This is a genomic window from Streptomyces sp. NRRL S-920 (assembly GCF_000717945.1).
GTDB lineage: Bacteria > Actinomycetota > Actinomycetes > Streptomycetales > Streptomycetaceae > Streptomyces > Streptomyces alboniger.
The window spans coordinates 1-13,304 of the sequence record NZ_JODF01000012.1 but is presented as its reverse complement, the minus strand read 5'-3'; the positions used below and the strand labels follow the sequence as shown (position 1 = coordinate 13,304).

The 13,304-nt window shown below is 70.3% G+C and carries 14 protein-coding genes; 6 read left to right on the top strand and 8 right to left on the bottom strand.

Features of this window, described 5'->3' with window-relative positions:
• Nucleotides 1-27: 27 nt before the first annotated feature.
• Entirely contained in the window at nt 28-645 is a 618-nt protein-coding gene (locus IG54_RS0111255) for a TetR/AcrR family transcriptional regulator (RefSeq protein WP_030780857.1), read from the top strand.
• Between the two features lie 341 nt (nt 646-986).
• Nucleotides 987-2,453 carry a sensor histidine kinase gene (locus IG54_RS0111250; protein WP_030780854.1) on the top strand — a complete coding sequence of 489 codons (1,467 nt, stop codon included), beginning with the start codon at nt 987-989 and terminating at the stop codon, nt 2,451-2,453.
• A gap of 190 nt (nt 2,454-2,643) precedes the next feature.
• Here IG54_RS0111250 and IG54_RS0111245 read toward each other — a convergent pair whose 3' ends face one another.
• Together IG54_RS0111245 and IG54_RS0111240 are read right to left on the bottom strand one after the other, a co-directional pair.
• Entirely contained in the window at nt 2,644-2,901 is a 258-nt protein-coding gene (locus tag IG54_RS0111245; RefSeq protein WP_016639615.1) for a WhiB family transcriptional regulator, read from the bottom strand.
• A 317-nt stretch (nt 2,902-3,218) separates the two neighbouring features.
• On the bottom strand, nt 3,219-4,187 hold the full coding sequence (locus IG54_RS0111240) for a diacylglycerol/lipid kinase family protein (RefSeq protein ID WP_030780849.1): 969 nt from the start codon (nt 4,185-4,187) through the stop codon (nt 3,219-3,221).
• Nucleotides 4,188-4,290: 103 nt separating this feature from the next.
• On the opposite strand from IG54_RS0111240, the gene IG54_RS0111235 reads away from it, so the two are divergent.
• Nucleotides 4,291-4,749, top strand: coding sequence for a hypothetical protein (locus IG54_RS0111235; protein WP_030780846.1), 459 nt, complete (start codon nt 4,291-4,293; stop codon nt 4,747-4,749).
• A gap of 4 nt (nt 4,750-4,753) precedes the next feature.
• Here the strand turns inward: IG54_RS0111235 and IG54_RS0111230 are convergent, their stop codons facing one another.
• The 3 genes from IG54_RS0111230 to IG54_RS0111220 form a co-directional block, all read right to left on the bottom strand.
• Complete coding sequence (locus IG54_RS0111230) at nt 4,754-5,764, bottom strand: RNA polymerase sigma factor SigF (protein ID WP_420712241.1); 1,011 nt, start codon at nt 5,762-5,764, stop codon at nt 4,754-4,756.
• Between the two features lie 17 nt (nt 5,765-5,781).
• Entirely contained in the window at nt 5,782-6,195 is a 414-nt protein-coding gene (locus IG54_RS0111225) for an anti-sigma regulatory factor (protein ID WP_030780840.1), read from the bottom strand.
• A 247-nt stretch (nt 6,196-6,442) separates the two neighbouring features.
• Complete coding sequence (locus tag IG54_RS0111220; RefSeq protein WP_030780837.1) at nt 6,443-6,703, bottom strand: UBP-type zinc finger domain-containing protein; 261 nt, start codon at nt 6,701-6,703, stop codon at nt 6,443-6,445.
• A 46-nt stretch (nt 6,704-6,749) separates the two neighbouring features.
• Here IG54_RS0111220 and IG54_RS0111215 point away from each other — a divergent pair, with 46 nt between their 5' ends.
• On the top strand, nt 6,750-8,411 hold the full coding sequence (locus IG54_RS0111215; protein ID WP_030780834.1) for a Na+/H+ antiporter: 1,662 nt from the start codon (nt 6,750-6,752) through the stop codon (nt 8,409-8,411).
• Here IG54_RS0111215 and IG54_RS0111210 read toward each other — a convergent pair.
• The 3 genes from IG54_RS0111210 to IG54_RS0111200 form a co-directional block, all read right to left on the bottom strand.
• Entirely contained in the window at nt 8,390-9,334 is a 945-nt protein-coding gene (locus IG54_RS0111210; RefSeq protein ID WP_037896885.1) for a 1-aminocyclopropane-1-carboxylate deaminase/D-cysteine desulfhydrase, read from the bottom strand. The two genes, IG54_RS0111215 and IG54_RS0111210, sit on opposite strands and share 22 nt — an antisense overlap.
• 77 nt (nt 9,335-9,411) lie before the next feature.
• On the bottom strand, nt 9,412-10,002 hold the full coding sequence (locus IG54_RS0111205) for an N-acetylmuramoyl-L-alanine amidase (RefSeq protein WP_030780828.1): 591 nt from the start codon (nt 10,000-10,002) through the stop codon (nt 9,412-9,414).
• A 138-nt stretch (nt 10,003-10,140) separates the two neighbouring features.
• Nucleotides 10,141-10,377, bottom strand: a complete 237-nt coding sequence (locus IG54_RS0111200; RefSeq protein ID WP_030780825.1) for a hypothetical protein — start codon at nt 10,375-10,377, stop codon at nt 10,141-10,143.
• 249 nt (nt 10,378-10,626) lie between these two features.
• Here IG54_RS0111200 and IG54_RS0111195 point away from each other — a divergent pair, with 249 nt between their 5' ends.
• The gene (locus IG54_RS0111195; RefSeq protein ID WP_030780822.1) at nt 10,627-12,033 is read left to right on the top strand and encodes a family 2B encapsulin nanocompartment shell protein; all 1,407 of its coding nucleotides are present in this window, start codon (nt 10,627-10,629) and stop codon (nt 12,031-12,033) included.
• Between the two features lie 102 nt (nt 12,034-12,135).
• Entirely contained in the window at nt 12,136-13,239 is a 1,104-nt protein-coding gene (locus tag IG54_RS0111190) for a family 2 encapsulin nanocompartment cargo protein polyprenyl transferase (RefSeq protein WP_420712240.1), read from the top strand.
• Nucleotides 13,240-13,304: the final 65 nt, after the last annotated feature.

Below are 13,304 nucleotides of genomic sequence, written 5' to 3'. Positions count from 1 at the left end.
TCTAGCGCCCGCTATACAATTCACCCCATGGCGACGAAACAGCGCGGACGCCCCCGCTCCTTCGACCGCGAGACGGCCCTGGAGCAGGCGGTCCGCACCTTCTGGGAGCACGGGTACGAAGGCACCTCCGTCTCCGACCTGACGCGCGTGATGGGTATCGGAGCGCCCAGCCTCTACGCCGCGTTCGGCGACAAGCGGACCCTCTTCGACGAAGTCGTCGTGCGGTACGGGGTCACGCACGGCGCCTTCGGCGGGCGGGCCTTCGACGAGGAGCCCACCGCGCGCGGCGCGGTGGCGCGGCTGCTGCGGGAAGCCGCGGCCGAGTTCACCGACCCGGATCACCCCCGGGGCTGCCTGGTCATCACCGCGGCCACCAACTGCACGACGCCGGAGGTGGAGGAGTCCCTGCGCGCCCGGCGCAACGCCAACGTGGCGGGCATCGAGTCCCGCATCGCCGCGGGGGTCGCGTCGGGCGAGCTGCCGGCGGGCACCGACCCCTCGGCCCTCGCCCGCTTCGTGGCGGCGGTCTTCCAGGGCATGTCCCAGCAGGCCAGGGACGGCGCCACCAGGGAGGATCTGGAAGCGGTGGCCGATCTCGCCATGTCGGCGTGGCCGCGGGGTTCCGTAGCGGAGAATGGAGCCTGACGGCCGGGCGGAGCCACGCCCGCGCCGGCCCGACAAAGATCTGCCGACGCATAGACATGACAGAATGGTCTAGTCCACAATGCGTGGGTAAAGCCTCCGCTCTTCCCGCACAGGAGAGCGGACCGAGGACCCGGCGCTCTCTGCCCTGACCGCGTCGGATCCTCCCGGTCGGTCGGCCAGTACCGCACATTCTGGCGGCCGACGCACCTGAAGGGCTGCGGTGCCGTGGGCGGGTTGAGGGTCCCGCCCTGGCGCCGCGGCTCGTCGGGAGTCCGCGCGGTCGAGGAATCTCCCGGGCGGACCGGCCGGAAGCGACAGGTACGCTCGCTCACGTGCCCTCCATGAACGACCTCGTACGCCAGCACACCGCCCTCGGCGACTCCGACCTCGAGTGGCTGCATCTGCTGGTCTCGGAGTGGCAGCTGCTCTCCGACCTCTCCTTCGCCGACCTGGTGCTGTGGGTCCCCACGCGCGACGGCACCCGCTATGTCTCCGTGGCGCAGATGCGGCCCAACACCGGCCCCACCTCCTACCAGGACGACATGGTCGGCCACCTCGTGCCCCGCGGCCGCCGCCCCCTCCTGGACGCGGCCCTGGACGAGGGCCGCATCGTGCGCGAGGGCGACCCGGAATGGCGTGAGGAGGTCCCGGTGCGCGTCGAGTCCATTCCCGTACGCAGGGAAGGACGCGTTCTGGGAGTGATCGCCCGCAACACCAACCTGCTCACCGTGCGTACCCCCTCGCGGCTCGAACTGACTTACCTCCAGTCGGCGTCCGACCTGGCGCAGATGATCGCCGCCGGGTCGTTCCCCTTCCCGGGGCAGCAGGTCGACATGGACGCCTCCCCGCGCGTGGGGGACGGTCTGCTCAGGCTCGACGCCGACGGCATCGTCCAGTACGCGTCACCGAACGCGCTCTCCGCCTACCACCGGCTGGGTCTCGCCTCCGACCTGGTCGGCCACCACCTGGGCAGGGCCACGGCCGAACTCGCTCCGTCCCGCGGCCCGGTGGACGAGGCCCTGGCCAAGGTCGCGAGCGGCTGGGCGCCGCGCGAGTTCGAGATCGAGGGCGGCGACGGCGTGATCCAGCTGCGCGCCATCCCGCTCAAGCCCAAGGGGCCGCGCATCGGTTCTCTCGTACTCCTTCGTGACGTCACAGAACTCCGCCGCCGCGAGCGCGAGTTGATCACCAAGGACGCCACCATCCGGGAGATCCACCACCGGGTGAAGAACAACCTCCAGACGGTCGCCGCGCTGCTGCGACTCCAGGCCCGGCGCATCGACTCCGCCAAGGGCAGGGAAGCGCTGGAGGAGGCGGTGCGGCGCGTGGGCTCCATCGCCATCGTCCACGAGACGCTTTCCCAGAACCTCGACGAGCGCGTGGAGTTCGACGAGATCGCCGACCGGGTCCTCGCGATGGTCGCCGAGATCTCGCCCGGCAAGGTCACCGGCCGGCGCACCGGACGCTTCGGCGTCCTCGACGCCGAGGTGGCGACGCCTCTGTCCATGGTCCTCACGGAGATCCTCCAGAACGCCCTGGAGCACGGCTTCCGCGAAGGGGACACCGGCACGGTCGAGGTCTCCGCGGTGCGCGGCGGCACGACCAAGGACGCGCGGTTGCTGATCACTGTCCAGGACGACGGCATCGGTCTGCCGGAGGGCTTCGACCCGCATCGCTCCGGCAATCTCGGCCTGCAAATCGTGCGCACCCTTGTGGAGGGGGAGCTGGGCGGCACCTTCGACATGGTCCGCGCCCCGGAGCGCGGCACCCAGGTGATCCTCGACGTTCCCCTCAGCGGCGACAAGTAGACGACAAAGTAGACGGCCGGCATAAGCGCGAGCCGCAGAGCACAGCAGTGAGCCCCGGACCGATGTGGTCCGGGGCTCACTGCTCACGTTGCGATGCGCATCGGGGGTACTGCGCGGCTGCGGCTCGGGGGCGGGAGATGCGTACTCGCTGTACGCGCCGCCAAGCTCAGGCTCGTGGGGGGCGTGGGCGTCAGGCGCTGGCCTGGCGTGCACGGTTGCGAGCGGCGCGGCGCTTCATTGCGCGGCGCTCGTCCTCGCTGAGGCCACCCCAGACGCCGGAGTCCTGGCCGGACTCGAGCGCCCACTGCAGGCACTGCTCCATGACGGGGCAGCGGCGGCAGACGGCCTTGGCTTCCTCGATCTGCAGCAGCGCAGGACCGGTGTTGCCGATGGGGAAGAAGAGCTCGGGGTCTTCCTCGCGGCAAACGGCGTTGTGACGCCAGTCCATGGCTGCTACCTCTCCTTGGTATTACATGCAGGTTGCTTGTGAATGTGAACGCTTTCACGAATCCCTCGACACGGGAAGGGCCGACGCCCAGTCGCCTGGTGTGGACCTTGTGGTGGAGGAGGGGTTCTGGCTCTCTGTGGGGCCGATGTTGCGGGCCGTCCCGATCGCCATGTAGAGATTCGCAAACCTCGGCGGCGGATACAACCCCTTCAGGAAAGTTTTTTTTGATTCCTCAGTGTCGGCTGGGTCACAGCCGTACTTCCATGGGGTGGACCCTGGTCTAAACGTTCGAGTGAAAGGACTTTGGGCCCTTCCACTCACACAATCACACGCAGTGCACGGCGAACGCCTGTGAACGTCACGCTCGTCCGCAGTCCCAGGTGGTCGCCGTCCATCTGGAGGGGGAGAGGGACCTTGGAATGCAAGGTGAAGTCCGTCAGGTCGTGGAGCGTAACCGCGTGCTTACCGTGCGGTCCGCGCTCCGGCGTGGAGGTCAGGAGCTGCGTGCCGTAACGGGCCACCGCGGCCGTCGAGAGCTTCTTCAGACCGAGCACGTCCAGACCCGTGTCGAAGGAGGCCCGCGGCGAGGCGTACAGGGGGCGATTGCCCAGGTAGGAGTAGGGAGAGGTGTTGCAGACTATCGACATCACCAGGTCCGTCACCGGGTCCTCGCCCGGCCGCTCCACGGTGATCATGCCGCGCCGCCGGTGGGGCTCGTCGAGGAACTGGCGGAGCACCTGGCGCACATAGAGGGCGTGCGTCGAGCGCCGGCCCAGCTCCCGCTGCTGTTCGACTCTGCCGACCACGCCCCCGTCGAAGCCGAGGCCGGCACAGAACGTGAACCAGCGCGAAGGCACCGCCTCGTCCTCCGTGCCCGGCGTGCCGCCCGCGAGGCCGAGGCCCACCGTGCGCTCGCTGCCCTCACGCAGGGCGTCCAGCAGGGCGCCGGTGGCCTCCACGGCGTCGTTCGGCAGCCCCAGGGCGCGCGCGAAGACGTTGGTGGAGCCGCCGGGGACGACCGCGAGGCGCGGGAGGCGGTCCGGGTCGGGGCCGTGGTGCAGCAGGCCATTGACCACTTCGTTGACCGTGCCGTCGCCGCCCAGGGCGACGATCAGCTCGATGTCCTTGCTCTCCGCGGCCTGCCGGCCCAGGTCTCTGGCGTGCCCGCGGTACTCCGTGGTGACCGCCTCGAGCTTCATCTCGCTCGCCAGCGCGTGGACCAGGACGTCACGCGTACGCGCACTGGTGGTGGTTGCCGCCGGGTTGACCACGAGAAGTGCACGCATGCGCAGCAGACTACCTAGGGGTCTTTACCTGGCCTAGACCGAGGTGCCGCGGCGGCCGGGGCCGAGGTGCCGGGCGGCGTGTACGCGGAGCTACCCTGCTGGAGTGAGCACTGAGCGGAAACCCACCCCCGAAGCCCCGGAGCCGGCCGTGTCGGGCCCGCGTCCCGGGCGGCTGACCGCTGCCGCGGCCCTGTCCGCGCTGGAGGGTCTCGCCCTGCTCGCCGGGGGTGTGTACATGCTCGTGATGGGCCTCGCGGGTACGCCCGACAATCCGCGGCAGGCCGAGACCGGCGGCATCACGCTGATCGTCCTCGCGCTGCTCCCGCTGCTGGCCGCACGCGGCCTGATGAAGCTGCGCCGGTGGAGCCGCGGCCCCGCGATCATCACGCAGATCATGGCCCTGCCGGTGGCCTGGCAGCTGTTGCAGGCCGACAGCGCGGCGATCCCGGCCGGGATCGTCCTCGCGCTCGTGGCCGTCGCGTCGCTGGTGCTGCTGATCAATCCCGCGACGACCGAGGCCCTCGGCATCCGGGCCCCCGGAAACGTACAGGACCAGAAGTAGGCGGCTACTCCTCCACCAGCAGCTTCTCCCGCAGCTGCGCCAGCGTGCGGGCGAGCAGGCGCGAGACGTGCATCTGGGAGATGCCGACCTCCTGCGCGATCTGCGACTGGGTCATGTTGGCGAAGAAGCGCAGGAGCAGAATGCGCTTCTCGCGCGGGGGCAGGTCCTCGAGGAGTGGCTTGAGGGATTCGCGGTACTCGACGCCCTCCAGGGCCTCGTCCTCGGCGCCCAGGGTGTCCGCCACGGCCGGGGACTCGTCGTCCGTGTCGGGGACATCCAGGGACAGCGTGGAGTAGGCGTTGGCCGACTCCAGGCCCTCCAGGACCTCCTCCTCGGAGATGGCCAGCTTCTCGGCGAGTTCGTGCACGGTGGGGGAGCGGCCGTGCAGCTGGGACAGCTCGGCCGTGGCCGTCGTCAGCGCGAGGCGCAGCTCCTGGAGACGCCGCGGGACGCGGACCGCCCACCCCTTGTCGCGGAAGTGCCGCTTGATCTCGCCTACGACCGTCGGTGTCGCGTACGTGGAGAACTCCACGCCGCGCTCCGGGTCGAAGCGGTCCACGGACTTGATCAGACCGATCGTGGCGACCTGGGTGAGGTCGTCCAGGGGCTCGCCGCGGTTGCGGAAGCGGCGGGCCAGGTGCTCGACGAGCGGCAGGTGCATGCGGACCAGCTGGTTGCGCAGCTCCGCGTACTCCGGACTGCCGTCGCTCAGGGTGCGCAGCTCGATGAACATCGCGCGTGCGCCGCTGCGGTCCCGTGGATCGTGTCGGCTGTGCTCGTGCTCGCTCATGTTTCCCGCCCGTCGCCCGCCGCCCCGGCCGGAGAGCTGCTTGAGCTCGTCCTTGGCGGTCGGCTCTGCCTGCTCCGACACATCGGCCACCGACAGAGGACCCGGCTGCCCCAGGTCCTCCGGGTGAGGTTTGGCCTGCTGCTCGGGAATCCCGGTGGCCATTCGGCGCACCCCCTCCCTGCCGTCGGCGGGCAGACCCTGTGTGCCGCGCTCTTCGTCCCGCACCGGCCCGTCCCCGTTCCTCACGCCGGCCCGGGTCCCGCGCCGCGCTTCTTGTAGAGGCTGATCGAGACGGTGTTGTCCTCGGCCACGGTGGAGTCCACCTGGCCCGCCAGGGCCGACAGCACAGTCCAGGCGAAGGTGTCCCGCTCCGGGGCCCGGCCGTCGGTCGTGGGCGCCGAGACCGTCACCTCCAACGAGTCGTCGACGAGCCGGAAGACACAGCTGAGCACGGAGCCCGGCACGGCCTGCTGGAGGAGGATCGCGCAGGCCTCGTCGACCGCGATGCGGAGGTCCTCGATCTCGTCGAGAGTGAAGTCCAAACGCGCCGCGAGGCCGGCCGTCGCCGTCCGCAGCACCGACAGGTAGGCACCCGCAGCCGGAAGGCGGACCTCCACGAAGTCCTGATTCCCGGGCTCGCCTGCGATCTGGGACACCCTCACCTCCAAGGTGGTACAAGCACTTTCGGGGCTCCAGAACCGCCGTCCAGCGGCGGTCCGGACTGCGTCACACGGGTAACGCACCACGTAGTTCTGCGGTGACGCTACCGCGCTCCCCAGCTCCGTGTCCCGGGGACCCCGTCCCGTTGCTGTCACTCATAGTAAGCATATGAGTACACACAGTGGCTAGGGGTTTCGCAGGCCCAATTGGAAAGAACGGGCGTCGGGTTGACGTACCCAGGCGTCAGACGATCGAACCGTCGACAAAGCACCAACGCCAGCTCTCGCCCGGCTCGAAGGTCCTCATCACTGCGTGTGAGGTTTCCTTGAAGTGCGCCGTTGCGTGCTGGAAGGGCGAGGAGTCGCAGCAGCCGACGTGACCGCACTCCAGGCACAGCCGCAGCTGGACCGGGTGGCTGCCGGCCGCCAGGCACTCGAGGCACGTTTCGCTCAGCGGGGCCACCTCGGGGTGCGGCAGTGTCGCGACGTGCGGGCACTCGTTCATGATTGCCAGGTTACGACGGCGACGCGGAAGGCGGAGGGGTCTGCCGATGGATGTACTGCCCCTGGTGGCACTGATCGCGGCGAGTGCCGTGGTGGCGGGGGCCGCGCGCAGGACTCCCGTCCCGGCTCCGCTGCTCCTGGTCGGGGTGGGGCTCATCGCCTCGTACGTCCCCGGCGTGCCCGACTACCACCTCGATCCGCACATCGTGCTGCCGCTGATCCTGCCTCCCCTGCTGCACACCGCCGCCCTGGAGAGTTCCTATCTGGACTTGCGCGCCAACATCAGGCCCGTGGCGCTGCTCTCGGTCGGCTACGTCCTTTTCGCGACGCTCGCCGTCGGCTGGCTCGCGTATCTGCTGATCCCCGATCTGCCGCTGACCGCCGCGCTGGTGCTCGGCGCCGTGATCGCGCCCCCGGACGCGGTCGCGGCCACCGCCGTCGCGCGCAGGGTGGGGCTGCCCTCGCGGATCACCACGATCCTCCAGGGCGAGTCCCTGGTGAACGACGCGACCGCGATCACCGCCTTCAAGGTGGCCCTCGCGGCGGCGGTCGGGGAGGGCGCGAGCTGGGCGGGCGGTGTCCAGGAGTTCCTTGTGGCCGCGGTCGGCGGGGTCGGCGTCGGGCTGCTCCTCATGGTGCCGATCCACTGGCTGCGCACCCACCTCAAGGAGGCGATGCTCCAGAACACGCTGTCACTGCTCATCCCCTTCGTCGCGTACGCCGCCGCGGAGCAGGTGCATGCCTCCGGGGTGCTCGCCGTGGTCGTCGTCGCCCTCTATCTGGGCCACCGCTCCTGGCAGGTCGACTTCGAGACGCGGCTCCAGGAGGCCGCGGTGTGGAAGGTCGTCGCGTTCATCCTGGAGTCGGCGGTCTTCGCGCTCATCGGGCTGCAATTGCCCGTCGTGCTCAAGGGGCTCGGCGAGTACAGCGTCGGACAGGCGGCCTGGTACGCCGCCGGGGTCTTCGTCTTCGTCGTCGTCGTGCGGTTCGCGTGGTGCTACCCGGCCACGTATCTGCCGCGTGCGGTGTCGGCGCGGATCAGGAGGCGAGAGGGGACCGAAGGGCACGAGGGGAACGAGGGAAACGGCAGGGGCATCGGGAGCGTCGGGGACGCGGACGGCACGGACTGGCGCGGGCCGCTGATCGTGAGCTGGGCGGGGATGCGGGGCGTGGTGTCGCTGGCGATCGCCTTCTCGATCCCGCTCGTCATGGAGGACGGGGAGCCCTTCCCCGCCCGCAATCTTGTCTTGTTTCTTACCTTCACCACCGTCATCGGCACGCTCGTCGTGCAAGGGCTCTCGCTGCCGTGGCTGATCCGTGTCCTGAAACTGCCGGGCCGGGACGCACAGGCGCAGACGCTCGCCGAGGCGCAGGCGCAGAACGCCGCCTCACAGGCCGCGGAGGCCCGGCTGGAGGAACTCACGCGGGACGAGCGCAATCGCCTCCCACAACCCCTCCAGGACCGTCTGAGCACCGTCCTGGAACGGCGCCGCAACTCCGTGTGGGAGCGGCTGGGTCAGTCCAACCCCGTGACGGGGGAGTCCGCGGACGACACCTACCGGCGGCTGGCGCGCGAGGCGATCGCCGCGGAGCGCGAGGTGTTCGTGAGGATGCGGGACGAACGGCGCATCGACGACGAGATGATGCGGACGCTGCTGCGCAAGCTGGACCTGGAGGAGGCGGCCGCCTACCGGGAGGTCGAGGACTGAGCCGGAGCCCCACCGGCGCCGGTGATCACCGCGGTGAGGCGGGTGCCGGGCCGGAAGGCGCCCTCTTCGGAGAGGGCGGTCAGGGCGTAGAGCAGCTTGGCGACGTAGAGGTGCTCTACGGAGAGGGCGGTTTCCGCCCGGTGGCGGCGCTCGAAGTCCTCGGCGAAGGCGATGAGTTCGGGCGGCGTACGGGCATAGCCGCCGCAGTGGAAGCGCTCGTCCAGACGCCAGTTGGCGGTCGGCCCGCCGAACGTGTCGCGTTGCAGGGCCCGTATGTCCGGGCCCAGGAAGCCACCCTTGAGGACCGGTATGCCCAAGGCCTGCCGGTCCGGGCCGAGTCCCGCGGCGAGGCCCGCGAGCGTGCCACCGGTCCCGCAGGCCACGGCCGCCACGTCGGTGTGCTCGCGCAGCTCCTCGCCGAGGGCCGTGCAGCCCCGCACGGCCAGGGCGTTGCTGCCGCCCTCGGGGATCACGTACGCGCTCTCCGCCCCCGCCTCGCGCAGGATGGCCGCCAAGGTCCCGGGCTCGCTCTTCGCGCGGTATGTCGATCTGTCGATGAAATGCAGACGCATGCCGTCGGTCGTACAGCGGGTCAGGGACGGGTTGAGGGGGCGTCCGGCGAGTTCGTCGCCGCGCACGACACCGACGGTGGCGAAGCCGAGGAGACGGCCCGCCGCGGCGGTGGCCCGCAGATGGTTGGAGTAGGCCCCGCCGAAGGTGAGCAAGGTGTCATGGCCCGCGTCGGCGGCGGCCCGCAGGTTCAGGACGAGCTTGCGGTACTTGTTGCCCGGCAGATCCGGGTGGATCAGGTCGTCCCGTTTGAGGAAGAGGCGCACGCCGTGGCGGTCGAAACGGTTGTCCTCTACGCGCTGCAACGGCGACGGGAGCCGGGGGCGCAGACCGTCGGGCGGGGTGGGGTGCACCCCGCCATTGTCCCCCGCGGCACGCTGTGCGGCAGGGGCCGGCTCGGTGGAGGAGCCCCGTGCTCGCTCCTCCGCAGTTACTTGAGGCGTTCCTCGACGCGCTCCCGCATATGTTTCATGGTGAATCCGCACGGGTCGACCTTGCCCGGCTGCCACTCCAGGTGACCGATCACCGAGCGTTCCGTCCAGCCGTGGACGCGGCAGATCGCGGCCGAGACCCTCTCGATGGCGTCCAGCTGGGCGTCCGGCCAAGGGTCCTCGCCGTCGCCGAGGTTCTCGCACTCGAAGCCGTAGAAGTGGCGGTTGCCGTCGGTGTTCGACTCGTTGTCCGGAGGCAGGCGCTTCTCGGCGATGACCGCCCGCAGTACCTCGTCGTCACCGAGGCCCGCGTGGTTGGCGCGGCCGTAGCCGACGAGGTGGACGCAGCCGTCCTTGGTGATGACGCCGTGGCAGAGCGGGCCGGGCAGCGAGGGATGGCCGTCACGGCAGATCTCCACCGTGCGCTCGCTGCCCGAGGTGGCGGTGTGGTGGATCATCACGCCGTGTACGGGGCCCCAGGGCCCCTTGTGGTTGCGGTTGTGGTGCTTCCAGTCGCCGACTTCGACGACGGTCACGCCTTCGTCCTTCAGGGCATCCAAGAAGCGATCCGCGGACATGGGTGGGGCCATGACCGCCTCCTTTGCGGGGCGCGACGGCCGCCGGTGCGAACCGCCTCGTATGCCCTGCTTGTACCGGAACCCCGGTGCCCGGACCAGCTGTTCGGAATCCATCCGAGGCCTGTTCGGGCACCGTGCGAGCCGATCCGGTCAGGTGCCGTGCAAGAAGGCGTCTCCGTGCGTCGCGATGTGGGACTCCAGGGCCTCCAGCGCCTGCTGGGTGGCCTGGGAGGAGCCGGTGCCCCGGCGCTCCGCGTAGTACGCGGCGCCGAGCTTCTTCAGGAGGGCGTCGCCCGCGCGCTTCTCCTGGACCTCGTCGAGCTTCTGCTTGCCTTGCGTGAGGCCCCGCTGCGCCTGCTCTTTGGCGCGATCCAGGAAGCCTGCCATTGCTGTCTCCTGCCGGTTGAAGCCAAGGGTGCGGCTGTGCCGCCCCGCAAAGTCTTCAACGGAAGCCTTGATCCCGCAGTTCCCGGCGCTCATGCGGGCGAGCCGACGAGGCCGAACGGGTGGAAACGCCCCTCCCTGCCCCGCGTAAGCGTGATCTATTCCCGCTCGTTTGTGTAATGGCGCCGCCACGTTCCGTGCTGGAAAGCTGGCGGTTGCAGATCACCGCAGGTACTCGGGAGGGCACACGCAATGTCGGTAGGCGAAGAGATCCGCGCGGACTCGGAAAAGCCGCAGCAGAGCCTCGGCACATCAGCCGCACGGAATCTGGCCACCACCACCAAGTCGGCACCGCAGATGCAGGAGATCAGCTCGCGCTGGCTGCTGCGGATGCTGCCCTGGGTGCAGGTGCAGGGCGGCACGTACCGGGTGAACCGGAGGTTGAGCTACTCGGTCGGGGACGGCCGGGTGACCTTCGTGAAGACGGGCGACCAGGTGGAGGTCATCCCGGCGGAGCTGGGCGAGCTGCCGGCGCTGCGCGACTTCGACGACCAGGAGGTGCTGGCGGAGCTGGCGCGGCGCTGCCGGCAGCAGGAGTTCGCCGCGGGCGAGGTCCTGACGTCCTTCGGCAGTCAGGCCGACGAGGTCTTCCTGCTCGCGCACGGCCGGGTGGAGAAGGTCGGCACGGGACCCTACGGCGGCGACGCGGTGCTGGGGACGCTCGCCGACGGCTCCTACTTCGGGGAGTCGGCGCTCCTCGACCCCGAGGCCATCTGGGAGTACACGACACGCGCGGTGACCGACTGTACGGTCCTGACGCTGCCGAGGCAGGACCTCGATCAGGTAGCCGAGCGCAGCGAATCACTGCGCGCCCACCTCCATCGGCTCCGGTCCATCCCGGCGCAGCGCACCAACAAGTACGGCGAGGCTGCCATCGACCTCTCGGCCGGGCACGTCGGCGAGGCGGTGCTGCCGGGCACCTTCGTGGACTACGAATCGTCGCCGCGCGAGTACGAGCTGAGCGTCGCCCAGACGGTCCTGCGCGTCCACACGCGTGTGGCCGACCTCTACAACCAGCCGATGAACCAGACGGAGCAGCAGCTGCGGCTCACCGTCGAGGCGCTCAAGGAGCGCCAGGAGCACGAGCTGATCAACAACCGCGAGTTCGGACTCCTCAACAACTGCGAGTACGACCAGCGGATCCAGCCGCACGAGGGCGTGCCCAGCCCCGACGACATGGACGAACTGCTCAGCCGCAGGCGCGGATCGAAGCTCTTCCTCGCCCACCCGCGCGCGATCTCCGCGTTCGGCCGCGAACTCAACAAGCGCGGACTCGTCCCCGAGACCATCGACGTGGGCGGCAACAGGATCCCCACCTGGCGCGGCGTCCCGATCTTCCCGTGCAACAAGATCCCCGTGACCGAGGCCCGCACGACCTCCATCATCTGTATGCGAACGGGCGAGGAGGAGCAGGGTGTCGTCGGCCTGCGGCAGAGCGGCATCCCGGACGAGATCGAACCGAGCCTGTCCGTGCGGTTCATGGGCATCAGTGAGCAGGCGATCATCTCGTACCTGGTGTCGACCTACTACTCCGCGGCCGTCCTGGTGCCGGACGCTCTCGGAGTCCTGGAGAACGTCGAGATCGGCCGCTGGACGTGACTGCCGGACCGTGTCCGTGGCCGCGGCGTGGGGTAAACCCCTTCCGTACGCGCCCACAGGCCGAGGAACCGCCACCGTTCACATCCTTCCCGGGGTGAGTCCATGACGGACATGACGACGGACACGGCAGGCATGGCGGCGATGATGTCGTGGCCACAGGGCCCCGGTGAGGGGCAGGAGGCCCAGGAGGCCCAAGAGGCCGAGGAGATCCTGGCGGCGGCGCGGGCGTGCGTCGATCCCGAGCTGCGCGGGGCGATCGACTCACTGCCCGGCTCCCTGCGCCGGGTCGCGCGCTACCACTTCGGGTGGGAGCACGCCGACGGCACACCGGCCGAGGGGAACGCGGGCAAGGCCATCAGGCCCGCGCTCGTGCTCGCCGCGGTGCGGGCGCTCGGCGGGGAGCCCGCCACGGCCGTGCGGGCCGCGGCGGCCGTGGAGCTGATCCACAACTTCACGCTCCTGCACGACGACGTGATGGACCGCGACACCACGCGCAGGCATCGGCCCACCGCCTGGAGCGTGTTCGGCGACGCCGACGCGATCCTGGTCGGTGACGCCATGCAGGCGCTGGGGATGCGGTTGCTCGCCGAGGACCCCCACCCGGGGGCCCCGGCGGCCTCCGCCCGGGTGGCCCGATGTGTCATCGAGCTGTGCGCGGGGCAGCAGGCGGACTGCGCCATGGAGCGGCGCGGCCCGGCCGAGGTCACGCTCGACGAGTGCCTGGCCATGGCCGAGGCCAAGACCGGGGCGCTGCTGGGCTGCGCGTGCGCGGTCGGGGCGGTGTACGCGGGCGGGGCGACGGAGGAGGTCGACGCGCTCGACGGGTTCGGCAGGGAGGCCGGGCTCGCCTTCCAGCTCATCGACGACGTCATCGGCATCTGGGGTGACCCCGGTCGCACGGGCAAGGCTGCGGGCGCCGACCTGGCGGCGCGCAAGAAGTCCCTGCCGGTGGTCGCCGCGCTCGCCTCGGGCACGCCGGCCGCGGCCGATCTGGCCGAGTTGTACGGCAGGACCGCCATGAGCGAGGCCGAGCTGGAGCGTGCGGCATGTCTGGTGGAGCAGGCGGGCGGGCGTGACTGGGCGCAGGCGCACGCGGCCGACCGGATGTCGCGGGCGATAGGCCAGCTCGCCAGGGCGGTCCCGGACCCGGAGGCGGCGGGCGGACTGCTGGCCCTCGCCGAGTTCGTGACGCGGCGTACGCATTGAGGGGGGCGTACGCATCGACGGGCGAAGGGGGTGAGGCGGGGAGGCCGGGGGGGCTGAGGTGAGTG

Excerpts from the sequence above, each read along its gene's own strand:
- IG54_RS0111255 (WP_030780857.1), top strand. The coding sequence starts at position 28 with ATGGCGACGAAACAGCGCGGACGCCCCCGCTCCTTCGACCGCGAGACG.
- IG54_RS0111250 (WP_030780854.1), top strand. The coding sequence starts at position 987 with ATGAACGACCTCGTACGCCAGCACACCGCCCTCGGCGACTCCGACCTC.
- IG54_RS0111245 (WP_016639615.1), bottom strand. The coding sequence starts at position 2,901 with ATGGACTGGCGTCACAACGCCGTTTGCCGCGAGGAAGACCCCGAGCTC.
- IG54_RS0111240 (WP_030780849.1), bottom strand. The coding sequence starts at position 4,187 with ATGCGTGCACTTCTCGTGGTCAACCCGGCGGCAACCACCACCAGTGCG.
- IG54_RS0111220 (WP_030780837.1), bottom strand. The coding sequence starts at position 6,703 with ATGAACGAGTGCCCGCACGTCGCGACACTGCCGCACCCCGAGGTGGCC.
- IG54_RS0111215 (WP_030780834.1), top strand. The coding sequence starts at position 6,750 with ATGGATGTACTGCCCCTGGTGGCACTGATCGCGGCGAGTGCCGTGGTG.
- IG54_RS0111205 (WP_030780828.1), bottom strand. The coding sequence starts at position 10,002 with ATGGCCCCACCCATGTCCGCGGATCGCTTCTTGGATGCCCTGAAGGAC.
- IG54_RS0111200 (WP_030780825.1), bottom strand. The coding sequence starts at position 10,377 with ATGGCAGGCTTCCTGGATCGCGCCAAAGAGCAGGCGCAGCGGGGCCTC.
- IG54_RS0111195 (WP_030780822.1), top strand. The coding sequence starts at position 10,627 with ATGTCGGTAGGCGAAGAGATCCGCGCGGACTCGGAAAAGCCGCAGCAG.
- IG54_RS0111190 (WP_420712240.1), top strand. The coding sequence starts at position 12,136 with ATGACGGACATGACGACGGACACGGCAGGCATGGCGGCGATGATGTCG.